This window comes from Mesorhizobium sp. ORM8.1 (assembly GCF_053005525.2).
On the sequence record NZ_CM132600.1, the window covers coordinates 5,128,137 to 5,151,911 of the forward strand.

The 23,775-nt window shown below is 62.9% G+C and carries 19 protein-coding genes and 4 pseudogenes; 16 read left to right on the plus strand and 7 right to left on the minus strand.

What is annotated here, in order from left to right:
- Positions 1–28 precede the first annotated feature (28 nt).
- Positions 29–304, minus strand: a pseudogene (locus ACVDG8_RS25640) (efflux RND transporter permease subunit); the annotation flags it as partial.
- Between the two features lie 10 nt (positions 305–314).
- Positions 315–1,139: a MurR/RpiR family transcriptional regulator gene (locus tag ACVDG8_RS25645; RefSeq protein WP_447250930.1), complete on the minus strand. Its 825-nt coding sequence runs from the start codon at positions 1,137–1,139 to the stop codon at positions 315–317.
- Between the two features lie 144 nt (positions 1,140–1,283).
- Between ACVDG8_RS25645 and ACVDG8_RS25650 the strand changes: the two genes are divergently transcribed.
- From ACVDG8_RS25650 to ACVDG8_RS25725, 16 genes and pseudogenes are all read left to right on the plus strand, one after another.
- Entirely contained in the window at positions 1,284–2,102 is an 819-nt protein-coding gene (locus tag ACVDG8_RS25650) for an N-formylglutamate amidohydrolase (protein ID WP_447250931.1), read from the plus strand.
- 20 nt (positions 2,103–2,122) lie between these two features.
- A complete protein-coding gene (locus ACVDG8_RS25655) occupies positions 2,123–3,661 on the plus strand; it encodes an amino acid permease (RefSeq protein WP_447250932.1) in 1,539 nt (512 codons plus the stop codon).
- Positions 3,662–3,744: 83 nt separating this feature from the next.
- Positions 3,745–3,873 (plus strand): hypothetical protein, encoded by a 129-nt coding sequence (locus ACVDG8_RS25660; protein ID WP_447250933.1) that lies wholly within the window; start codon positions 3,745–3,747, stop codon positions 3,871–3,873.
- Positions 3,870–5,426 (plus strand): amino acid permease, encoded by a 1,557-nt coding sequence (locus ACVDG8_RS25665; RefSeq protein WP_447250934.1) that lies wholly within the window; start codon positions 3,870–3,872, stop codon positions 5,424–5,426. The genes ACVDG8_RS25660 and ACVDG8_RS25665 overlap by 4 nt, the downstream gene beginning before the upstream one ends.
- A gap of 79 nt (positions 5,427–5,505) precedes the next feature.
- Positions 5,506–6,876, plus strand: a complete 1,371-nt coding sequence (locus tag ACVDG8_RS25670; protein ID WP_447250935.1) for a glutamine synthetase family protein — start codon at positions 5,506–5,508, stop codon at positions 6,874–6,876.
- A 60-nt stretch (positions 6,877–6,936) separates the two neighbouring features.
- Entirely contained in the window at positions 6,937–7,386 is a 450-nt protein-coding gene (locus ACVDG8_RS25675) for a helix-turn-helix domain-containing protein (RefSeq protein ID WP_447250936.1), read from the plus strand.
- Positions 7,376–7,795 carry a type II toxin-antitoxin system VapC family toxin gene (locus ACVDG8_RS25680; RefSeq protein ID WP_447250937.1) on the plus strand — a complete coding sequence of 140 codons (420 nt, stop codon included), beginning with the start codon at positions 7,376–7,378 and terminating at the stop codon, positions 7,793–7,795. The genes ACVDG8_RS25675 and ACVDG8_RS25680 overlap by 11 nt, the downstream gene beginning before the upstream one ends.
- Before the next feature lie 13 nt (positions 7,796–7,808).
- Positions 7,809–9,194, plus strand: a complete 1,386-nt coding sequence (locus ACVDG8_RS25685; protein WP_455707268.1) for an aldehyde dehydrogenase family protein — start codon at positions 7,809–7,811, stop codon at positions 9,192–9,194.
- Between the two features lie 18 nt (positions 9,195–9,212).
- Positions 9,213–10,385, plus strand: coding sequence for an iron-containing alcohol dehydrogenase (locus tag ACVDG8_RS25690; protein WP_447250939.1), 1,173 nt, complete (start codon positions 9,213–9,215; stop codon positions 10,383–10,385).
- Positions 10,386–10,628: 243 nt separating this feature from the next.
- On the plus strand, positions 10,629–11,735 hold the full coding sequence (locus tag ACVDG8_RS25695; RefSeq protein ID WP_447250940.1) for an ABC transporter substrate-binding protein: 1,107 nt from the start codon (positions 10,629–10,631) through the stop codon (positions 11,733–11,735).
- 93 nt (positions 11,736–11,828) lie between these two features.
- Positions 11,829–12,715: pseudogene (locus ACVDG8_RS25700) on the plus strand (ABC transporter permease).
- On the plus strand, positions 12,712–13,503 hold the full coding sequence (locus tag ACVDG8_RS25705; protein ID WP_447250941.1) for an ABC transporter permease: 792 nt from the start codon (positions 12,712–12,714) through the stop codon (positions 13,501–13,503). The pseudogene ACVDG8_RS25700 and the gene ACVDG8_RS25705 overlap by 4 nt, the downstream one beginning before the upstream one ends.
- A gap of 30 nt (positions 13,504–13,533) precedes the next feature.
- Positions 13,534–14,598 (plus strand): ABC transporter ATP-binding protein, encoded by a 1,065-nt coding sequence (locus ACVDG8_RS25710; protein WP_447250942.1) that lies wholly within the window; start codon positions 13,534–13,536, stop codon positions 14,596–14,598.
- A gap of 86 nt (positions 14,599–14,684) precedes the next feature.
- Positions 14,685–16,237 (plus strand): annotated as a pseudogene (locus ACVDG8_RS25715) (cation:proton antiporter).
- 202 nt (positions 16,238–16,439) lie between these two features.
- The gene (locus tag ACVDG8_RS25720) at positions 16,440–17,360 is read left to right on the plus strand and encodes an endonuclease/exonuclease/phosphatase family protein (RefSeq protein ID WP_447250944.1); all 921 of its coding nucleotides are present in this window, start codon (positions 16,440–16,442) and stop codon (positions 17,358–17,360) included.
- The gene (locus ACVDG8_RS25725; RefSeq protein WP_447250945.1) at positions 17,357–18,202 is read left to right on the plus strand and encodes an EamA family transporter; all 846 of its coding nucleotides are present in this window, start codon (positions 17,357–17,359) and stop codon (positions 18,200–18,202) included. Before ACVDG8_RS25720 ends, ACVDG8_RS25725 begins: the two co-directional genes overlap by 4 nt.
- Positions 18,203–18,211: 9 nt before the next feature.
- Here the strand turns inward: ACVDG8_RS25725 and ACVDG8_RS25730 are convergent, their stop codons facing one another.
- The 5 genes and pseudogenes from ACVDG8_RS25730 to ACVDG8_RS25750 all read right to left on the minus strand — a co-directional run bounded on the left by ACVDG8_RS25730 (position 18,212) and on the right by ACVDG8_RS25750 (position 23,751).
- A complete protein-coding gene (locus ACVDG8_RS25730; RefSeq protein WP_447250946.1) occupies positions 18,212–19,429 on the minus strand; it encodes an MFS transporter in 1,218 nt (405 codons plus the stop codon).
- Positions 19,430–19,522: 93 nt separating this feature from the next.
- A complete protein-coding gene (locus ACVDG8_RS25735; RefSeq protein WP_447250947.1) occupies positions 19,523–19,840 on the minus strand; it encodes a Dabb family protein in 318 nt (105 codons plus the stop codon).
- Between the two features lie 10 nt (positions 19,841–19,850).
- Positions 19,851–21,478: pseudogene (locus ACVDG8_RS25740) on the minus strand (GMC family oxidoreductase).
- A gap of 12 nt (positions 21,479–21,490) precedes the next feature.
- Positions 21,491–22,252, minus strand: a complete 762-nt coding sequence (locus ACVDG8_RS25745) for a 3-ketoacyl-ACP reductase (RefSeq protein ID WP_447250948.1) — start codon at positions 22,250–22,252, stop codon at positions 21,491–21,493.
- Positions 22,249–23,751 (minus strand): GMC oxidoreductase, encoded by a 1,503-nt coding sequence (locus tag ACVDG8_RS25750; RefSeq protein ID WP_447250949.1) that lies wholly within the window; start codon positions 23,749–23,751, stop codon positions 22,249–22,251. The genes ACVDG8_RS25745 and ACVDG8_RS25750 overlap by 4 nt, the downstream gene beginning before the upstream one ends.
- Positions 23,752–23,775 lie beyond the last annotated feature (24 nt).

Consider the following 23,775-nt stretch of genomic DNA (forward strand, 5'->3'; position numbering starts at 1 on the left):
GCTCGGCGCTTTTTCTGGTAAGGCGCTACTACGCCGGCTCGACATCGATGTAGGCGGCTTCCTCCAGTTCGCGCATCAGGCGGGCTTCCTCATGCGTCTTGGGCGTGACGAAGCGGCCGAGCAGCAGATAGGCGACCGGGGTGAGGAACAGCGTCGAGATGGTAGCAAGCCCAAGGCCGCCGACGATGACCCAGCCGAGCGCCACACGCGCCTCGGCGCCGGCGCCGGCGGCCAGCACCAGCGGCACGCCGCCGAGGATGGTGCAGATCATCGTCATCATCACCGGCCGCAAACGGATTGGCGAGGGTTATAGGCTAGCGCAAATTCTCCAGGTCACGGATGCGCCTGGCGCCGTCCGCCTCGAGCCGCCTGGTCACGGCGCCGATCAGCGTCTCGGCAACGACCAAGAGAGCGGCCGACGAATCCCAGGCCGAGGGAACGGCAGTGCGGCCGGCAATGACGTGGCGGGCGAAGCGGGCGATCGGCGACAGCCACTGGTCGGTGAAGAGCACGATCTGCACGCCGCGCTGATGCGCCTTCTCGGCGAAGCGGATCAGGCTCTCCTGGTAGCGCCGGATATCGAAGATCACCAGAACGTCGCGCTTGCCCATGTCGATCAACCGATCGCGCCAGATGCTTTCCTGGCCGGCGAGATGATGGACATCGGGCTGGATGATGGCAAGGTGGGCGGCCATGTAGCGCGCCAGCGGATCGGTGAAGCGGCCGCCGATCAGGAAGGTCTTGCCGCGCCGGTCGGCAAGCGTCGCGGCAATGTCGGCAAGCTGCTTTTCGGACAGATGCCGGAAGGTCTCGCGCATGTTGTCGAGGGTCGCTTCCAGCATTGGCGAAGCGGCGCCGGCGGCCGAAGACGGGTTGAGCGTGCGTGTCGCCGGCGATTGCAGCTGCGCGGCCAGTTCGTCCTGCAGCGCCGACTGGAATTCGGGATAGTTCTGGAAGCCGAGCCTGGCGACGAAACGCAGGATCGTCGGCGATGAGACGCCGGCCGCGGTGGAAAACTCGGCGACCGTCTTCAGCCCGGTCAGCGGATAGTTGGCGATCAGCGTCTGCGCGGCGCGACGCTCGCCCGCCGGCATAGTGCCGATACGGTCGGAAATCAGTTCGGCAATGCTGGAAATCATTGTTTTCCCCCGCCCCTTCGACCCGTCGACGCCGTTTTCGGAATTCGCGTTTGACAAAGTCGGGCAAAGTGTATGAAATCATCCGCAGGGACGCAATGAGACAAAATACGTAACATACGGTACAGCGTTCCCCAGGGGACGATAATGGAGAAAGCACGGCCCGCCAGCCTTGCACCGTCTGAGACCGTGAGGGTGACCAACCCCGGCGGATCCAGCCCCTTCGTGTTCACCTGCGACCACGCCTCGAACTTCCTGCCCGCCGAATTCGGAACGCTCGGCCTGCCTGCGGTGGACCTTACGCGACACATCGCCTGGGATCCCGGCGCGCTGCCTGTGGCCAGCCGCATGTCCAGGGCACTCGACGCGACACTGGTCGAGACGCGCGTGTCGCGCCTTGTCATCGACTGCAACCGCCCCCTCGACGCCCCGGATCTCGTGCCGCCGGTCAGCGAGACGACAGCCATCCCTGGAAACACCGGGCTGTCGGACAAGCAATTTGCGGCGCGTGTCGATCTGGCTTGGCGCCCATTCCATGGCGCGATCGCCGACATCATCGAGGAGCGGCTGGCACGTGGCCAGGAGACGCGGCTGGTATCGGTCCACTCCTTTACCCCGGTCTACAAGGGTAAGAACCGGCCCTGGCATATCGGCGTCATCCATGACGAGGACGGCCGGCTGGCCACGCCGCTGATCGGCGCGCTGCAGCGGCTCTCCGGCGTCACCGTCGGCGTCAACGAACCCTATTCGCCGGCCGACCGCGTCTATTTCACGCTGGAGCGGCACGCGCGTTCGCGCGGCCTTGCCTGCGCGATGATCGAAATCCGCAACGACGAAATCTCCGGCGAAGCCGGGCAGCGGAAATGGGCGGATCTGCTCACCGGCATTTTTTCGAATCTGGAGCCAGAGCAGGCCAGCGGCTCCCGACAACGCGCAATGGGAAACTCAGTACAATCGGCCAGCTAAAAACTTAAAGGGGAATTCAAATGGCACCGGACCACTCAGACAAGTCGGAGGATGTAAAGATCCTCCACAGCATGGGCTATGCCCAGGAATTGGCCCGCCGCATGAGCGGCTTCTCCAACTTCGCTATTTCCTTCTCGATCATTTGCATTCTGGCCGGCGGCATCACGTCTTTCCCGCTGGCAATGAGCACTGGCAGCGGTTTCGAGGCGACCATCGGCTGGGTCATCGGCGGTGTCTTCGCCCTTGTTGTCGCCGCTTCGCTCGGACAGATCGGCTCGGCTTATCCGACGGCCGGTGGCCTCTATCACTGGTCCTCAATTCTCGGTGGGCGGGGCTGGGGTTGGGCAACGGCCTGGATCAATCTGCTCGGCCTGATCTTCGTCGTCGCTTCGGTGAATGTCGGCGTCTATTTGCTGTTTCAAGGGCTCGTCGCGGGTCCGATCTTCGGCTGGGACACATCGACCTGGGGCTTCTGGCAGCAGACGGCGGCAGTCGTGCTGATTACTGTCACCCAGGGCCTGTTCAATCATCTCGGCATCAAGACGACGACGATGTTGACCGACTTTTCCGGCTACCTCATCCTCGTTGTCGCGGTCGTGTTGACGCTGACCTTCCTGATTTGGGGCGCGCATGGCTTCGATCTTTCGCGCTTGACGACGTTCGTCAACACGACCGGCGATGCCGGCGGCGGCTATGTTCCAACGGCCCGCACGGCGCTCGTGGCCTTTCTGATCGGTCTTCTCTACCCACTTTATACGATCACCGGCTTCGACGCCTCGGCGCACACCGCCGAGGAAACGCACAACGCCCGTGTCGCGGTGCCCAGAGGCATGATCCACGCGGTGCTGTGGTCTCTCGTCTTCGGCTTCGTCATGGCGGTCTCTTTCGTCCTGGCCAGCCCCGATCTCGTGGCGACCGCCAAGGACGGCGGCAATGCCTGGTTCAACCTGTTCAACAACCTGCCGGCGCCAACCTGGCTCAAGGCTCTGCTCGGCATCGCCATCGTGCTGTCGAACTATCTGTGCGCGCTGGCCGGCCTCACTTCGACCTCGCGTATGATCTTTGCCTTCTCGCGTGACGGAGGCCTGCCAGGGTCGTCTCTATGGAAGCAGGTTTCGCCGACCTGGCGTACGCCGGTGCCCGCCATCTGGCTCGGCGTCGTGCTCTCGATTGCAGCGACGCTCTATTCGCCGGCTTTCGCGGCGCTGGCAGCCGGCTGCGCTCTCTTCCTCTATGTCTCCTACGCCATGCCGATCGCGGCAGGACTGCTTGCCGAGGGCAAGAGCTGGACCGAATTCGGTCCGTTCCGCCTCGGCATCTGGTCCAAGCCGTTCGCCGTGATCACCGTGCTTGGTGTTCTGGTGCTGATGTATGCCGGTATCCAGCCGCCCTTCGATATCCTGATCAACTATGCCATCGGCTTGATTATTCTGCTGGTGGTTCTGTGGTTCGGTATCGAATCGCGACGCTTCAAAGGTCCGCCGATCGGCGCCGACATTGCTCGTCGCGCGGCGGAGATCGCAGCCGCGGAAAAAGCCGTCGGTCAGACAGCCGGCTAACGGCAGCGCAATATCGCCCGATCGGCTCCGGCCGATCGGGCATCCCCTCGACAGTGAGTTTTGAGCATTGAAGATGTCACCCTATGGCCGGGAATTTCCCGTCTGATCAGTTGAAGAAGAAAGTCTCCGGCGACGGGATCGACACCGTGCTGGCCCGCATCGTCGATATGCAGGACCAGCCAGCCAAGAACCGTAAGGGAATTCCAACATGACAACACCGGACTATACCGACGTTGACAAGGCGGAGGACGTAAAGGCCCTCCACAGCATGGGCTACGCCCAGGAACTGGAGCGTCGCCTCAGCCGCTTTTCGAATTTCGCGGTTTCCTTCTCCATCATCTGCATCCTGTCGGGCGGCATCAATTCGCTGGCGCAGGCGACGTCGGGCGCCGGCGGCATCGGCATCGGCATCGGCTGGCTGGTCGGCTGCTTCGTGTCGCTCACCTTCGCTGTCGCCATGTCGCAGATCAGCTCGGCCTATCCGACGGCCGGCGGCCTCTATCACTGGGGCTCGATCCTCGGCAACCGCGGCACCGGCTGGGTGACGGCCTGGCTCAACCTGCTCGGTCTCATCACCGTGCTCGGCGCCATCAATGTCGGCACCTGGACGTTTTTCGTCGGTGCCTTCGGACCGGCGCTCGGAATCGACGGTTCGCTGACCAACCAGATGATCTTTCTGGTCGTCATCACCGGCGCCCAGGCGCTGATCAACCATCTCGGCATCAAGCTGACGGCCAAGCTGACCGACTTTTCGGGCTATCTGATCTTCTTCGGTTCGATCCTGATCGCAGTCGTCTGCCTGCTCTCGGCCGAGACCTGGGACTTCAGCCGTCTGTTCACCTTCCACAATTACTCGGGCGATGCCGGCGCCGGCGTCTGGCCGTCGGTTTCGAATGCCTGGGTGTTCGCGCTCGGCCTGCTGCTGCCGATCTACACCATCACCGGTTACGATGCTTCTGCGCACACCTCGGAGGAAACCATCAAGGCGGCCAGTTCCGTGCCGCGCGCCATGGTCATGTCGGTGGTCTGGTCGGCACTGTTCGGTTATCTCTTCCTGGCTGCTTTCGTGCTGATGATTCCGAACATGGACGACGCCGCCAAGCAGGGCTGGAACGTGTTCTTCTGGGCCTTCGACCAGCGCGTCAGCCCCGGCCTCAAGGAGTTCGTATATCTCGTCGTGTTCCTTGCCCAGCTGCTGTGCGGCCTCGCTACCGTCACCTCGGCTTCGCGCATGATCTTCGCCTTCTCGCGTGACGGCGGCCTGCCGGGTTCTTCGGCGCTCGCCAAGGTCAGCCCGACCTACCGCACGCCGGTGGCGGCGATCTGGACAGCGTCGATCCTGTCGGTGCTGTTCGTCTGGGGCTCGACGCTGGTCTCCGTTGCCGGCACCTCGGCCTACACGATCGTGGTGTCGTGCACCGTCATCTTCCTGTTCCTGTCCTTCATCGTGCCGATCGTGCTCGGCATGCTGGCCTGGGGGACGCCGAAGTGGGACAAGATGGGCCCGTGGAACATGGGCCGCGGCATCTTCATGCTGTTCGGCGTCCTGTCCATAGTGTCGATGATCCTGATCTTCATCATCGGCATCCAGCCGCCGAACGACTGGGCGCTCTACATCACCGTCGGCTTTTTCATCCTGACGGCGATCGTGTGGTTTGCATTCGAACGCAATCGGTTCCAGGGCCCGCCGCTCGGCGACATCATCGCGGCGCGCCAGGCAGCCATCAAGGCAGCCGAACAGGCGGTCGGCGAAACCGGCCACTGACATCAATCATAATGGCCGTGGCCGGCGTTCTGCCGGCCGTGGTTCGTCCTCAACGATCAAGCACTGGAGTGCCAAAGGAATGGCCGGAAATTTCTCGTTCGATCAGTTGAAGAAAGCGGTCTCCAATGGCGAGATCGACACGGTGCTTGCCTGCATCGTCGACATGCAGGGCCGGCTCTCGGGAAAGCGTTTCCTGGCCCAGTATTTCGTCGATTCCGCGCATGGCGAGACGCATGGCTGCAACTATCTCTTGGCCTGCGACATCGATATGGAGCCGGTGCCGGGCTACAAGGCGGCAAGCTGGTCGAAAGGCTATGGCGACTTCGTCATGAAGCCGGACCTGTCGACGTTGCGGCGCGTTCCGTGGCTGGAGAAGACCGCGCTGGTGATCTGCGACGTGCTCGATCATCATACGCATGAGGACCTCGCGCATTCGCCGCGCGCCATCCTGAAGAAGCAGGTCAATCGCCTGAAGGAGCGCGGCTATATCGGCTATTTCGCTTCCGAGCTCGAATTCTATCTGTTCAGCGAGACCTACGATTCCGCCCGCAAGAAGCATTGGCAGGGCCTCGACAGCGCCTCGCCCTATATCGGCGATTACCAGATCGGCATCACCAGCAAGGAAGAAGGCGTCATGCGCCGGCTTCGCAACGAGATGGAAGCGGCCGGCATCCCGATCGAGAACTCGAAAGGCGAGTGGGGTCCGGGCCAGGAAGAAATCAACGTGCGCTACGCCGAGGCGCTCGACATGGCCGACCGCCACGTCATCCTGAAGAATGGCGCCAAGGAGATCGCGGACTCGGAAGGCAAGGCCATCTCCTTCATGGCCAAGTACAATTACGGGCTCGCCGGCAATTCCAGCCATATCCACAACTCGCTGTGGAGCGCCGACGGCAAGACGCCGCTGTTCTTCGACAAGAAGGCCGACTGGACACTGTCCAGCCTCGGCCAGCAATGGGCGGCCGGGCAGTTGAAGTACGCCAAGGAGTTCACATGGTTCCTGGCGCCCTATATCAACTCCTACAAGCGCTTCCAGGCCGGCACTTTCGCCCCGACCAAGATCATGTGGAGCGAGGACAACCGCACCGCCGGTTTCCGGCTTTGCGGCGAGGGCACCAAGGGCATCCGCATGGAGTGCCGCATCGGCGGCGCCGATCTGAACCCCTATCTCGCCTTCGCGGCGCTGATCGCGTCCGGCCTTGCCGGCATCGACGAGAAGCTGGAGCTGCAGAAGCCGTTCGTCGGCGACGCTTACCAGGCTTCGCGCCTGCCGGAGATCCCGAAGACGCTGCGCGACGCCACGGAGACGCTGGCCAAGTCCAAGATGCTGAAGCAGGCCTTCGGTGAGGAGGTGATCGAGCACTATGTGCACACCGCCCGCTGGGAGCAGTTCGAATACGACCGCCGCATTACGGATTGGGAGCTGCACAGGGGATTCGAACGATATTGACTCTGTTGCGGTTTATGCACTACTGTTGCGATTATCACATCGCAACAGTAGGAGGCGGCATTGCCCCAAGGCCGAGCCGATATCGACAAGGCGTGGTTTGCGGCCCAGATGAAGGAGCGCGGTCTGACGGTGCGCCGCATGGCGAGCAGTATGAACATGCACTACAGCGCCCTGTCGCGGACCCTGAGCGGCGAGCGGCGGATGCAGGTGGATGAAATACGCAGGATCGCGGAAATCTTTGGCCAACCGATCAGCGAAATCTTGGCTCATCTGGGATCTTCTGGCGGACATCAGAGTACCGGAGATGCGGGACTCCGCCAGGGCTTTATGGAGGATAAGGTGGGTTTCAAGAATGCATCCGTCATGAGCGGCAACAGTGAAGATTACATCGTGCCGCCTCGGGACGCCGATCCTTTGTTCGGTTGCATGGCCGGGACGCTCACGCTACTTCCGGATGTCGACTACACCGCCCCTGCCGATCCTGACTGGGGCAAAGTATATGACGACTGACGGCGTATTGCTGGATACATGCTTCATGCTGTGGCTGTCGACGGAACAGCCGGTCGCAAGGACGGCTGTCGACAAGGTGACCAGCGCGCGAAAAAGTGGCAGCGTGATCGCCGTTTCCGTCATGTCGGCCTGGGAAATCGGGATGCTGGTCTCGAAGGGCCGGCTTCCGTTCATCAAGTCGCCACTCGCATGGTTCGCAGGATTCGTGCAAGCCGGCGCTACGAGCGTCGAGGGGATCGATAGCGAACTCCTGGTCGAGTCCTCGTTCCTGCCTGGCGTCGTTCACAACGATCCGGCGGACAGAATTATCATAGCCACGGCCCGTTCAAGGAACCTGGCAATCATCACCCGCGATCGTGCCATTCTTGCCTATGGCGCGGCCGGCTTCGTCAAAACAGTCCCTTGTTGATTTGGAGATCTAATTGGAAAGCGTAAAACTCATCACCCCCATCGATGGCTCGGTTTATGCCGAGCGGCCGATCGCGACGGACCAGGCGATCAATGCCGCGGTCGAGCGCGCCAAGGCAGCACAGGAGAAGTGGGCGCAAACACCGATCGTCGAGCGCGGCAAGTACATGCTGGCGATGCTCGAAGCGCTGGTTGCGATGACCGACGAGATCGTGCCGGAAATCGCCTGGCAGATGGGTAGGCCCGTTCGCTACGGCGGTGAGTTCGGCGGCGTCAAGGAACGCACCAATTACATGGTCGAGATCGCCGAACAGGCACTCAAATCCGTGCCCGCTTCCAACCCGAAGGACGGCTTCCGGCGCTATGTGAAGAAGGATCTGCTCGGCGTCGTCATGGTGATCGCGCCGTGGAACTATCCTTATCTCACCGCCGTCAACACCATCGTGCCGGCGCTGATGGCCGGCAACACCGTCATCCTGAAGCACGCCGCGCAGACGCTGCTGGTCGGCGAGCGGTTTCAGCAGGCTTTCGACAAGATCGGCCTGCCTAAGGGCGTGTTCCAGAATGTCGTGCTCAATCACGCCCAGACCGAGAAGCTGCTCGGCTCGGGCAAGATCGACCACGTCAATTTCACCGGCTCGGTCGGAGGCGGCCGCGCCATCGAGAAGGCTGCCGCCGGCACCTTCATGACACTCGGCCTCGAACTCGGCGGCAAGGATCCCGCCTATGTGCTGCCCGACGCCAAGCTCGACCATGCGGTCGCCAATCTGGTCGACGGCGCCTTCTACAATTCCGGCCAGTGCTGCTGCGGCATCGAGCGCGTCTATGTGCATGAGAAGGTCTATGACGAATTCGTCGAAGGCTTCATCGCCGAGACCAGGAATTATGTCGTCGGCAATCCGCTGGAGCAGGCGACGACCATGGGGCCGATGGCGCAGGCGCGCTTCGCCGATCTGATCCGCGAGCAGAAGGCCGAGGCGCTGCGCAAGGGCGCCAAGGCGCATATCAACATGACGGTGGCCAACGACAGAGCCGGATCGCCCTATCTGGCTCCCGAAGTGCTGACCGAGGTCGACCACCAGATGAGCGTCATGCGCGAGGAGAGTTTTGGCCCGATCGTCGGCATCATGAAGGTGCGCAACGACGAGGAGGCGATCGCGCTCATGAACGACAGCCCTTACGGCCTGACGGCTTCGATCTGGACGCGCGACACCGAGCACGCGATCGCGATCGGCGACCGCGTCGAGACCGGCACGGTGTTCATGAACCGCTGCGACTATCTCGATCCGGCGCTGGTCTGGACCGGCGTCAAGGACACCGGCAAGGGCGTCGCCCTGTCGGCGCTGGGCTATGACAATCTGACCCGGCCGAAATCATTCCACTTGCGCGAAGCGATCTGACCTTTCGAAAGATAGAAAATGTCCAAACTGATCTCCAAATGGAACTACCCCACCACCGTCCGCTTCGGCGCCGGTCGCATCAAGGAATTGCCGGATGTGCTGGCAGCGACCGGCATCAAGCGGCCGCTCTTCGTCACCGATCCGGGCCTGGCCAAGCTGCCGGTCGTCGCATCGACGCTGAAGATCCTCGACGACGCCAAGATCCCCTACGGCGTCTTCTCGGAAGTGAGGCCGAACCCGGTCGAGTCGAACCTCACCGCCGGCATCGCCGTGTTCAAGAAGGGCAAGCATGACGGCGTCATCGCCTTCGGCGGCGGCTCGGCGCTCGATCTCGGCAAGCTGATCGCCTTCCAGGCGGGACAGGTCAGGCCGTTGTGGGACTTCGAGGATGTCGGCGACTGGTGGACCAGGGCGAATTCCGATGCGATCGCACCGATCATCGCGGTGCCGACCACGGCCGGCACCGGATCGGAAGTCGGCCGCGCCGGCGTCATCACCAACGAGGAGACCCACACCAAGAAGGTCATCTTCCATCCGAAGCTTCTGCCGGCCATCGTGATTGCCGATCCGGAACTGTCGGTCGGCATGCCGGGCTTCATCACCGCCGGCACCGGCATGGACGCTCTGGCACACTGCCTCGAAGCCTATTGCGCGCCGGGCTATCACCCGATGGCCGACGGCATCGCGGTCGAAGGTATCCGGCTGGTGTTCGAGAACCTGCCGAAGGCCTTTGCCAACGGCAAGGATCTGGTCGCCCGCGCGCATATGATGAGCGCGGCAGCCATGGGTGCCACTGCCTTCCAGAAGGGACTGGGCGCCATCCACTCGCTGTCGCATCCGATCGGCGCGCTCTACGACACCCATCACGGCATGACCAACGCGGTGTTCATGCCCTACGTGCTCGCCTTCAACCGCGAGGCGATCGAGGATCGTATCGCCAGGCTCGCCGCCTATTGCGGCATCAAGGGTGGTTTCGACGGCTTTGCCAAGGCGATCATCAAGCTGCGCAAGGAGCTCAAGGTGCCGCACGCGCTGCCCGGCCTGATCAAGGGTCTGGACATGGACAAGAAGCGCAAGGCGCTGATCGCCGACATGGCCGTGGTCGACCCCACTGCCGGCGGCAACCCGGTCAAGCTAACCAAGAAAGCGGCGCTCACGCTGCTCGAGAATGCTATTGCCGGCTCCATCTGAGCCGGCTTTGGATGTCGAAAAGTTGAACAAAGGGGAACCCAAGGGAGGGCAGAAGGGGCAAAAATCAAGGCAACTAACCATTAGCCGGAAAATTAAGCGCGGGCTAATTGCTACAGTCCGTTAAAAAGAGTTAACTTTTTTCGCCGCGAGGCTCCGGTTTCAAAAAGCCTTCATCTGGCTGTCACACGAAAACGATACCCGCATCGACAGGCGCTCAGCGCGCCAGTTCAACGGAGAGAACACATGTTCAAGTTCACGGGGAAAGTACTTTCCCTTTCGGCCGCGGCGCTCTTCGCGTCGACGGTGATTTCGTCCGCGGCTTCGCTGGACGATCTCGTCAAGGCCGCCAAGGCGGAAGGCCAGCTCACGACCATCGCGCTTCCGCATGACTGGTGCGGTTACGGTGACGTTATCGCCGGCTTCAAGGCGAAGTATCCGGAAATCACCATCAACGAGCTGAACCCCGATGCCGGTTCCGGCGACGAGGTCGAGGCGATCAAGGCTAACAAGGACAACAAGGGCCCGCAGGCTCCCGACGTCATCGACGTCGGCCTGTCCTTCGGCCCGACCGCCAAGGCCGCCGGCCTGTTGATGCCTTACAAAGTGTCGACCTGGGATTCGATCCCGGACAGCGCCAAGGATGCCGACGGCGCCTGGTACGGCGACTATTACGGCGTTCTGTCGTTCATGGTGAACAAGGACCTGATCAAGGAATCGCCTGCAGACTGGGCCGATCTCCTGAAGCCGGAATTCGCCAATGCGGTTGCCGTAGCCGGTGATCCGCGCGCTTCGAACCAGGCCATCCAGGCGGTTTACGCCTCCGGTCTGTCATCGGGCGCAGCCGCGGGTGAAGCCGCAGGCACCGCTGGCCTCGACTTCTTCAAGAAGCTCAACGCCGCCGGCAATTTCGTCCCGGTCGTCGGCAAGCCCGCTACGCTCGCCCAGGGCCAGACGCCGATCCTGATCAACTGGGACTACAACGCGCTCGCCGGCCGCGACACGCTGAAGGGCAACCCGCCCGTCGACGTCATCGTGCCGAAGACCGGCGTTGTCGCCGGCGTCTACGTGCAGGCGATCAGCGCCTTCGCGCCGCATCCGAATGCAGCCAAGCTGTGGATGGAGTACCTCTACTCCGACGAAGGCCAGATCGCCTGGCTGAAGGGCTATTGCCACCCGATCCGCTTCAACGATCTCGCCAAGAACGGCAAGATCCCGGCGGACGTGCTGGCCAAGCTGCCGCCGGCGGCATCCTACGCCTCGGCCGCGTTCCCGACGCTCGACGAGCAGGGCAAGGCCAAGGAAGCCATCAGCAAGAACTGGGACGCCGTTGTCGGCGCCAACGTCAAGTAAGGCTTTGAATCCACCGGGCGGCCGCAAGGTCGCCCGGCCTTCCTCGAGGACGGTAGCCGGCGCATGACCGATCTTACGCTTTCCAACCAGACCATGACGGCAAAGCCTGTGCCGCCGAAGACGGCGACCGCTTTCCGTTTCCCAATGCAATGGGTTGGCGTGGCGCCATTCTTTATTTTCGTCCTGATGTTCCTGATCCTGCCGACGATCTATCTCGTGCTGGGCGCTTTCCAGAATGGCGAAGGTGGGCTGACGCTGGACAACGTCCTGCAGCTCGTCAGCGATCCATCGATCAGTGCTTCCTACTGGGTTTCGATCAAGATCAGTTTCTGGTCGGCCATCATCGGCGCTTTTGCCGGACTTGCGATAGCCATCGCGATCGTGCGCGGCGGACTGCCGAGTTGGACCCGCTCTGCGACCCTGACTTTTTCGGGGTCGCTTCGAATTTCGCCGGCCTGCCGCTGGCCTTCGCGTTCCTGGCCACGCTTGGCCGCGTTGGTATCGTGACGACGCTTCTGCGTGACGTTCTCAACGTCAACATCTATGCGATGGGCTTCAACTTCCTCACCACGTCGGGCCTGATCGCGGTCTATCTGTTCTTCCAGATTCCGCTGATGGTGGTGATTATTGTGCCGGCCATCGATGGCATCAAGAAGGAATGGGGCGAGGCCGCGGCTACGCTCGGCGCCACGCAATCGCAATATTGGCGCATGGTGGTCATACCGGTCCTTTGGCCAAGCTTCCTCGGCACCGTCATCCTCTTGTTTGCCAATTCCTTCGGCGCCATCGCCACGGCCTACGCCTTTGCCGGCCCGGCGCTCAACATCGTTCCGATCAAGCTCTACTCGCAGATCAACGGCGACGTGCTGCACAACCCGCAACTCGGCTATGCGATTGCCTTCGGCATGATCGTCATCACCGGGCTTGCCAACGTCTTCTACATCTGGTTCCGGACTCGCTCCGAAAGGTGGCTGAAATGAAGTCGGGAAAATTCTGGGCCTGGGTCGTCTTCATCGTCGGCGCCGCGTATTTCTTCATTCCGCTGGCGGCGACGGTCGAGTTCTCGTTGCGCATGCGGCGCGGCGTCCACTCCTTCGACGCCTACCAGATCGTGCTCGGCGATGCGCGCTTCCAGTCCACGTTCCTCTATTCGGTGATCGCTGCCGTCTTCACCATCATCCTCGGTGTGCTGATCGTGGTGCCGGCCGCCTACTGGATCCGGTTGCGTCTGCCGCAGCTCAGGCCGATCGTCGAATTCATCACCCTGTTGCCGCTGGTCATTCCGGCCATCGTCATCGTCTTCGGCTACATCAGGATGTACGGCTCGAATTCGCCGCTGCCGTTCCTGGGCAGCAACATGGGTGCGAATGCCTTGCTGGTCATCGGCTATGCGACGCTGGCTCTGCCCTATATGTATCGCGCCGTCGACACCGGGCTGCGCACCATCGACGTGCGGACCTTGACGGAGGCTGCGCAGATCCTCGGCGCTGGCTGGAGCACGATCATAACCCGCGTCATCCTGCCCAATGTGCTGATCGCCGTGTTGTCTGGCGCCTTCCTGACCTTTGCCATCGTCATCGGTGAGTTCACCATGGCCAGCCTGCTCAACCGTCCGGCATTTGGTCCGTATTTGCAGAACATCGGCGCCAACCGCGCCTATGAACCGGCGGCCCTTGCCATTATCGCCTTCGCCATTACCTGGGGCTGCATGTCGCTGATCCAGATCCTGTCCCGTTTCGCGCCGAAATCATCGAACCGCCCAAACTGAACGACAAGCACTGACGTGAGAGAAAAAGCCATGGCCGAGCCATTCCTGTCCATCCAGCATGTGCGAAAATCCTACGGTTCCAACACCGTGGTCCAGGATTTCAGCCTCGATGTCGAGCCGGGCGAGTTCGTCTCGTTCCTCGGACCGTCGGGCTGCGGCAAGACGACGGTGCTGCGCATGGTCGCCGGTTTCGAGGAACCATCCGCCGGCAAGATCGTCGTCGGCGGCAAGGACATCACCCGGCTCAAGCCCAACCAGCGCAATGTCGGCATGGTGTTCCAGGCCTACGCGCTGTTTCCGAACCTGACGGTGGCGCAGAACATCGCTTTCGGGCTGAAAGTCGGCGGCATGAACAAACCGGATGCCGACAGGCGTGTCGCCGAGATGCTCGACATGATCAAGCTGCCGCAGATGGCGGACCGGTATCCCTACCAGCTCTCGGGCGGCCAGCAGCAGCGCATCGCGCTGGCGCGGGCGATCGCGCCGAAACCGAAGCTGCTGCTGCTCGACGAACCGCTGTCGGCGCTCGATGCCAAGGTGCGCGTCTCGCTGCGCGAGGAAATCCGCTCGATCCAGAAGAAGCTCGGCATCACCACCATCTTCGTCACCCATGACCAGGAAGAGGCGCTGTCGATCTCGGATCGCATCGCTGTGATGTATGGCGGCAAGGCCGAGCAGGTCGCCACACCATTCGAGATCTACAACCGGCCGGCAACCAAGTTCGTCGCCAATTTCGTCGGCACGCTTAATGTGCTCGAGGGCAAGGTCACCGATGCCGCATCCGGCACGGTGCAGGTCAACACGCAGGAAGTCTCGCTCAAGGGCAAGCTCAACGGTTCGAAGTCCGGCGACACGCTGTCGCTGGCGCTGCGACCGGAAGCGATTTCGCTTGGACGCCAACCCGGCCGCGATTCCAGCCTGTCGGGCGAAATCTCCGAAGTGCACTTCCTCGGCTCGGTGATCCGGGTTCGGGTCGGCATCGGCGGCAACACCGTCTCGCTCGACACCTTCAACAGCCCGGCCACGCCGCCGCCCGCTGTTGGCGAAAAGGCCGACATATCGTTCTCGTCGAGCGATATGCTGGTGCTGCATTAAGGCTGTGCAGCAGCAGACGTTGCGTAACTGCTCACTGAGGTGACTTTGGCACTGCCAATCGGCTTGTTCCGTCGCTACGATGAGCCATGGCCCTTTTCGAACTCAGCCTCGTCCTGCTTCTGGCTGCCGTCGCGCTGACGGCGCTCTCGCGGCGGCTGGAGATCCCTATCCGTCCTTGCTGGCTCTGGCCGGGGTCGCCCTTGCCTTCGTGCCCGGCGCGCCGATGATCGAGATCGATCCTGAGCTGGCGCTGGCGCTGTTCATCGCTCCGGTGCTTCTCGACGCTGCCTACGACACCTCGTTGCGCGATCTCAAGCGCTACCGGTTGTCGCTCGCCCTGCTGGCGCTCGGTGCCGTGGTGTTCACGGCTGTGGTGGTTGCGCTCGCCGGCTGGAAGATGGCCGGGCTGCCGATCGCTGCGGCGATCGCGCTTGGCGCCATCGTCGCGCCGCCGGATGCGGTGGCGGCGAGCGCGGTGCTCAATCAGTTCAAAGTGCCGCATCGCATCACTGCCATCCTGCAGGGCGAGAGCCTGCTCAATGATGCGACTGCGCTGCTGATCTACCGGCTGGCCGTTTCGGCGGCGCTCGGCACGATCATGCTGAGCAACGCCATTCCGACAATCCTGTTGGCAACCATCGGCAGCCTCGTCGCGGGTTATGTGTTTGGCCGCATCTCGCTGCTGGCGCTCGGCCGCATCGAGGATGCGGCAAGCAGCACCGTGGTGCAGTTTGCTGGAACCTTCGCCGTCTGGATTATCGCCGACAAGCTCGGCCTTTCGGCCATCATCACCATCGTCGTCTACGCCATCACCATTGCGCGCCGGGCACCGCGGCGCATGTCGGCCAGACGCCGCGTCAGCACCTATTCGGTCTGGGAGTCGGCGGTGTTCGTGCTCAACGTCCTGGCTTTCGTGCTGATGGGCCTACAGGCGCGATCGATCATCGGCCGGCTCGCCGGCGACGGGCAGGGCGAAGCGTTTCTCTTTGCGGCGACGGTGCTCGCCATCGTCATCGTTGCGCGCCTTGTGTGGGTGGCGGGTTACGTCGCTGTCATCCGATGGTTTGCCCGCCACGATAGCGAGGAAGAGAGGCGGGATGCGCCGACATTTGCCGGCGCGGTGCTCGTCGGATGGTGCGGCATGCGCGGACTGGTGACGTTGGTCGCGGCCGTTGCCTTGCCAGCCGGTTTTCCCGGTCGCGACCCGATCGTGCTTGCCGCCTTCGCCGTTGTCCTCGGCACACTGGTGCTGCAAGGCATGACCTTGAAGCCCCTGCTTCGTTGGCTCAACTTCCCGCGCGATACGACGATCGACCTTGAGGTTGCGCAGGCGCGCGTCGCCATCATGCAGGCCGCGCTCGACGTGCTGAGCCGCAAGACTTCGGCCGCCGCGGCGGTCGTGCGGGAACAATATGAGGCGCAACGCCTGATCGCAGAGAACCCGGAGGACGCCCAAGCAGCGACCGAATACGACCGGTTGCGGCTCTATGCCATCAACCGCCAGCGCGACACGCTCGAGGAACTGCGCCGCAACGGCACGATCGGTGACGAGGCCTATCATCGCCTGGAAGAAGAGATCGACTGGGCGGAACTGGCAGCCTCGCCGGCGGGGAGTTACCAGCCGCTGACGACCTACTGAACAATTCAAGCCGTCGCCGGTTGCGGATGTCTCGCGGCGTTTTGCGGCGCACAGAGGATACCGCAGCGTGCGGCAACCGGTGCATGGTCTTTCCAAAAATGCGGGCAGGGAGCGTCTGGCCCAAACCGGTGTCGTTTCGCTGCACATTGCAACCAATCCGCCGAACCATTACTGCCAACACCGAATGTGAGCCGGTTAATCGATGAAGCTGGTCAGTTACAACATCCAGTATGGGTTCGGCAGCGACGGCCGTTACGATCTTGCGCGCATGGCGCGTCTCGTCGACGGCGCCGACATCATCGCCCTGCAAGAGGTCGAGCGGCACTGGCAGCGCAGCAACCAGGACGATCAGCCCGAGATTCTTTCCAGCCTGCTGCCCGACTACTATTGGGTCTATGGCCCGGCCTTCGACATGGATGCCAGCGAAAGGCGCGATGGCCGTGTCGTGAACCGTCGACGACAATTCGGCACGATGCTGCTATCCAGGGTGCCGATCGTCTGGTCGCGCCTGCACGCGCTGCCGCTGCGGCGTACGCTGAGGCCGCTCAACACGCGCAACGCCGCGCTTGAATGCATGATCCGCACGCCGGCGGGACCGGTGCGCGTGTTCTCTCTGCATTTGGCCCATATCGCGGCCGAGGAGCGGCTGGAGCAGATCGATTATCTGCTCGCCGAGCATCGCCGCGCTGCGCTAGAGGGCGGCCCGTGGAGCGGTGTCGATGACGAGCCGCAACGCAACTGGACGAATGGCCAGCCGGAACCGGAAAATCCGCTGGCGGCGATCTGGATGGGCGACTTCAACATGGAGCCGGGCAGCGCCGAACACCGGCGCATTGTCGGTTCGGCGCCCTATCATCGCGGCGCCGCCTATATCGACGGCTTTGTCGACGCGGCTGTCGTCGCAAAAGAGCCGGCGGCGGACTTCCATACGCATGAAAAGATCATCGACGGCAAACTGGCAAAACGCCGGCTCGACCATTGCTTCGTCGGTGGCGGGCTGGCCGATCGCGTGCGCTCGGTCAGCGCCGATATCGGCGAGATCGCCTCGGATCATTTCCCGCTCAGGGTCGATATCGATCTCGAAACGCCGTTCGGCCAGCAAGGGTCGATGACCCCGCCATGACGCTGTTCGTCTTCCTCGCCGTGCTCTGCGCGGCGGCCATGCATGCGATCTGGAATGCGCTGGTCAAGGTGCATCTCGACCGTTTCCTGTCGATCACCTTGATGACGCTCGGCATGGGCTTTGCCGCGCTGTTTGCGCTGCCTTTCGTCGAGTTTCCAAAGGCAGAAATCTGGCCTTACATCATTGCCTCGGTGATCTTCCATATCGGCTACCGGACCTTCCTGGTCGGCGCCTACAAGGCCGGTGATTTCGCCCAGACCTACCCGCTGGCGCGTGGCACCGCGCCGCTGCTCTCGGCGCTTGGCGCCATCGTCGTGGTCGGCGAAGTTCCGGCGCCGTTCGCCATCGTCGGTATCGTGCTGTTGTCGGTCGGCACGCTGGTGATGTCGTTTCGCGGCGGCGCGCATCTGGAAAAGCTCAATCTGCGCGCGGTCGGCTTCGCGCTCGGCACATCGATCTTCATCGCCAGCTACACGCTTTCCGATGGCAGCGGCGCGCGGCTGGCGGCAACCGCGCAAAGCTACGCGGCCTGGCTGTTCGTCTGCGACGCGGCCGGAGCGCTTATGCTGTGCCTCGTCTTTCGCGGACCGCAATCGCTGCCGGTGCTGGCGCGCGACTGGAAGGCAGGACTGTTCACCGGCGTGCTCAGCGGCGCCGCCTACTGGATCGTCATGTGGGCGATGACCAAGGCGCCGATCGCCTCGGTCGCCTCATTGCGCGAGACCTCGATCCTGTTCGCCATGCTGATCTCGGTGCTGGCGCTGGGCGAGAAGATGACCGCATGGCGTGTCGCCGCGGCGCTCGGCATTGTGGCCGGCGTCGCGGCGCTCAGAATGGGCTAGCGGCCGCCGCTATCCAAGCACGGTCATCACTTGGCCGCGCCGCTCCGGGCTGAAGCGGATGACGACGATGATGCAGACGGCGACCACGCCGGCAAACAGCGCCAACGCGTAGCCATAGCTGCCTCCTGGAGCCTCGGCGATGCCGGCCTGGTAAGGGCCGCCATAGGACGCGGCGAGATTGCCGGCCTGGTAGATGAAGCCTGGCAGCGTCGCGCGCACTGGACCCGGCGACAGCTCGTTGAGATGCACCGGGATGACGCCCCAGGCGCCTTGCACCGCGACCTGCATGACGAAGGCGCCGACCGCCAGCATGAAAGGCGTGCTCGAATAGGCCCAGAGCGGGATCGCCGGCAGCGCGATCAGGCAGGCGAGCGTGATGGCATTGATGCGGCCGATCCTCTCCGACAGCGCGCCGAACGCCAAGCCGCCGACGATCGCGCCGATGTTGGCGACGATGGTGATCCAACTCACCGTGTGCGGGTCGAAGCCATGCTGCTTCTTCAGGAAAGTCGGGTAGAGATCCTGCGTGCCGTGGCTGAAGAAGTTGAAGAACATCATCAGCACCACCGAATAGAGCGCGACGCGCCAATGCTTCTGCAGCGTCTCCAGCAATCCCGGCCTGACCTGTTTCCGCGCGTCGACGAAGGCGGGCGATTCCGGCACATGCGAGCGGATGAAGAGCACGATCAGCGCCGGCAAGAAGGAGAGCAGGAACATGGCGCGCCAGCCGAAGGTGAACTCGCCGATGCGTTGGCCGTAGAGCAGCCCGTAGACGACAGCGGCCAGCAGGTAGCCGGCCGGATAGCCGCATTGCAGGATGCCGGAAACCATGCCGCGCGCGCTCGGCGGAATGGATTCCATGGCGAGCGAGCTGCCCAGGCCCCATTCGCCGCCCATGGCGATGCCGAACAGCGCGCGCAGCGCCAGGAAGATACCGAGATTGGGCGAGAAGGCGGCCAAAGCGCCGATCACCGAATAGCTGACGATGTTGAGCATGAGGATGGGCTTGCGCCCATATTTATCGGCAAGCATGCCGAAGAAAAAGGCGCCGATAAAGCGCGTCGCCAGCGTCAGAAACAGCGCTTTCGAGACAGCCGGCACGTCGGTCTGGAATTCAGCTGCAATATCCGTGAGCAGGAAAGTCAGAAGGAAGAAATCAAAAGCGTCGAGCGTCCAGCCCAGGAATGATGCAAGTACGGTTTTCTTCTGCTCCGTGGTCAAGTTCAAGGCGGTCCTCCTTATGTTTCCCCCAAAAGGAAGGATATGTTCCACCTCACGCAAAAGAGAACAGCTGGACCGTCGGTTTTTGAAAGCCGGCGGTCACATTTCCGTAAACGCTAGATCAAAGACCATCAGCCCGTCGGTACCGCCCTCGAGCGCCGCGACCAGGCGTGCGCCGGCGCGCCGGTGTGCCTCATGCACGAGATAGGCGTCGCGGGCGGCGGCATCGCGGAAATCGATGGTGAAACCGTGCGTGAGGCCGCGCGCGAAAGACTCGGGGCTGACATTGGCGCTGAAATGCACCTTGCCCACGCCGTCGATGACGGAACGCAGCGCTTCTAGATCGGCATGGATCGCCGCGCGCTCGGTTGCCGGAACATCGTCGCGGAAGCGGACAAAGACACAGTGGCGGATCATCGTTTGTTCCTCACGCCGCCTGGTTGCCCTTGAACACGGCCGGCGGCAACGGCTCGCGGCCGAGGATCAGGTCGGCGCCCTTTTCGCCCACCATGATGGTCGGCGCGTTGGTGTTGGAGGAAGGCACGCGCGGCATCACCGAGGCGTCGCAGACGCGCAGGCCTTCGATGCCGCGCAGCCTGAGATCGGGCGTTACCACGGCCATCGGATCATTGCCCATGCGGCAGGTGCCGACCGGGTGGTGATCGGTCTTCGACGTGCGGCAGGCATAGTCGAAGAGCTCGTCGTCGCTTTGCAGGGCAGGACTTGGCAGCACTTCGCGCAGCACGTAGGGCTGCAGCGCCTTCTGGCGCATGATCTCGCGCGCCAGCCTCAGTCCCTTGATCGACATGTCGCGATCGTATGGATCGGACCAGTAGTTCGGATCGATCAGCGGATGGTCGGCCGGATCGGCGCTCTTCAGCCGCACCGTGCCGCGCGAGCGCGGGCGCAGGAAGGCCGAGTTCAAGGTCACGCCGGGGTTGTTCAGTTTTTCGACGCCGGCCTCGATGCCGGAGCCGAGGCCGAGATGGAACTGGATGTCGGGCGAGGCGGCGGTCGGGTCGGCGTACCAGAAGCCGCCGGTCTCGAACAGGCTGGAGGCAACCGGTCCCTTCTTCAGCAGCAGATATTGCAGACCGGCCCACATCGTGCGGTGCAGCTTGGCATAATTGTCATAGGTGTGGTCGCCGGTGCATTCGGCGATCACGAACAGGTCGAGATGGTCCTGCAAGTTGGAGCCGACACCGGGCAGATCGTGGACCGGTGTCACGCCGACCGCCTTCAAATGATCGGCCGGGCCGATGCCCGACTGCATCAACAGCTTCGGCGAGCCGATGGCGCCGGACGACACGATCACCTCGCGCTCGGCGCGCAGGATTTTTTCTCGCCGCCCGGCTTGTCGACGATCTCGACGCCGATGGCGCGGCCGTTCTCGACGGCGATGCGCGTGACCAGCACATCGGTCCTGACAGTCAGATTCCGGCGATCGCGGATCGGCTTCAAATAGGCGACCGAGGCGGATGAGCGGCGGGCGTCTTTCTGGGTCAGCTGGTAATAACCGACGCCTTCCTGGGCGGCGCCATTGAAGTCGGGGTTGAAGGGGATGCCCATCTCCTGGCCGGCGCGGAAATAGGCCTCGCAGATCGGCAGCGGCGAGATCGGGTTGGAGACGCCGAGCGGGCCCTGGTCGCCATGATAGTCATTGGCGAAACGCTGGTTGTTCTCGGCGCGCTTGAAATAGGGCAGCACGTCACGATAGCCCCAGCCGGTCAGGCCCTCTTCCTTCTCCCAGGCATCGTAATCGCGCGCATTGCCGCGCGTGTAGATCTGCGCGTTGATCGACGAGCCGCCACCGACGACTTTGGCCTGCGTGTACCAGAAGACGCGGTCCTTCATGTTTTTCTGCGGCACTGTCGACCAGCCCCATGACGCAATGCCCTTGGTCATCTTGGCAAAGCCCGCCGGCATGTGGATGTAAGGATGCCAGTCCTTGCCACCGGCTTCCAAGAGCAGCACGGAATTCGATGGATCCTCGCTCAGTCGGTTGGCGAGAACGCAGCCGGCCGGACCGGCGCCAACGATGATGTAGTCGGTCATGGTATCACCTGCTCACAGTCTGGCTACCGACAGCGCGCCATCGACATTAATGATCGACCCGGTCGAGAAGCCGAGCTTGCCGCCAGCGAGCGTCGCCACCACGGCGCCGATGTCGGACGCTTCGCCCCAGCGTTTGGCCGGCACCAGGCCGCTATCGATCAGCGCATCGTATTTGGCGATCACGCCCGCCGTCATGTCGGTGCGGATGATGCCCGGCCGCACCTCGAACACACCGATGTTTTCGGGGGCGAGCCGCAGCGCCAGGTTCTTCACCCACATCGAAAGCCCGGCCTTCGAGATGCAGTAGTCGGCGCGTTCGGGCGATGCCATTTCGGCGCTGACCGAGGTGATGGTGATGATCGATTTTGTGTGGTCGCTCGGCGTGGCCAGCATTGCTCTGGCGACGGCCTGGCTGAGGAACACCGTACCGCGCAGGTTGATACCAAGCGCGCGGTCGAAGTTCTCCGGCTTCAGCTCCAGAAGATCGCCGCGCACCACGGAGCCCACGCCGGCATTGTTGACGAGACAGTCGATGTGGCCGAAGGCGCGGATGGCGGCATCGACCAACGCGGCGTGGCTGTCGAGATCGGCGATGTCGCATTGGGCGTAAGCGAATTTCGCGCCGCGTGCGGTGATATTCGCCGCCAGCCCGTCTGCGGCTTTCTCCGCCAAGTCGGCGACAAGAATGTCGAATTTGGCATCGGCCAACGCTTCCGCGCAGGCCAGCCCAATGCCGCGCGCGCCGCCGGTGACGATAGCCGCCGGGCGGCTCACGTGTTGAGCTCCGTCTTGCGAATATGCTCGGCCACCCGCAGCGCTTGGGCGGCGATCGACAGTGCCGGGTTCACGGCGGCCGAGGTCGGCAGGAAGCCGCCATCGACGACGAACAGGTTCTGGTGGTCGAAGGCGCGGCAGAAGGGGTCGAGCGGCGAGGTCGCCGGGTCGTTGCCCATCTTCACCGTGCCGCACTGGTGTGACGGCGTGCGCTTGTCGAAGGGGCGCGACAGGACGATCGGATAGCCGCAGGCGCGAAGGTTCTCGCGCATCACCTTGGTCAGGCCGTCGAGCGACTGCATGTTGGAGCGGCGCCACTGCATGACGATCTCCTTGCCATCAACCATGATGCGGCTTTCGGGGTCGGGCAGGTCCTCGCACATCAAATACCAATCGACGGCGTGGCCGGCCATGTAGTCGAGCGCGAATTTCGGCATCGTCTTCACATTGGCCTTCAGCATGTTGCCGTCGATCTTGCCGAGCAACTGGACATTGCCGAGCGGCTTGCCGCCCTTGCCGTCGGACAGATAATAGTCGTTGAGCATCAGCGTCTTCTGGTAAACGCTGTCGTTGCGGCGACGCGGGTCGATCGCCAGCATCGCGCTTGAATTGTGGTTCATGAAATTGCGGCCGACCTGGCCGGAGCTGTTGGCGAGGCCCTTGCCCGTCGCGGAGGGCGAGCGCAGCAGGATGGCGGCCGAGTTGATTGCGCCGGCCGACAGGATCACCAGCTTCGGCGATAGCGTCTTTTGCGCGCCGTTTTGGGTGTAGTGGATGGCGGCGATCGACCTGCCATCCGGCGAGGTTTCCAGCCAGTCGACATAGGCGCCGGTTTCGAGCCTGATGTTCGGGTCGTTCAGCGCCGCGGTAAGCGGGCCGGTCTGCGCGTCGATCTTGCCCTGGCCGGTGTTGGGGAATGCGTCCCAGCCCGTCTTGCCTTCCTTCAGCCAGGTCTCGATGTCGACGCCGAGCGGCAACGAAGCGGGATGCAGGCCAAGGCCTTTAAGCTCGGCACGGGCGCGCGCGATCGGCGGCTCGTCCGGCACCGGCCTGAAGGCATAGGGTACCGAGTGGAACGGCTCGGTCGGATCTTCGCCCAACGTGCCGCGCACGCGAAAAAGCTGTTCGGCTTTGGAATACCAGGGCTCGAACTCGTCATAGGAGAATGGCCAGGCCGGCGACACGCCGCCGAAATGTTCGAGCTCGGAGAAATCCTCCTTGCGGTAGCGGATCAGCACGGCGCCGAAGAATTTCGAATTGCCGCCGACGTAATAGTAATTGCCGGGATTGAAAGGCGCGCCGCCGGCTTCGCGCCACATCTCCTTCGGCCGGTAGTGCCCGTCGACGAAGATCGAGCGTGTATCGCGCGCATGCGGCGTTGCCGGCAGCGGCCCGCCGCGCTCCAGGATCAGGATCGAGGCGCCGCTGCCGGCCAAGCCGGAGGCGATCGTGGCGCCGCCAATGCCGGAGCCGATGATGACGATATCGGGACTTGCCATAGTCTAAGGGTCTTTGTTTTGATG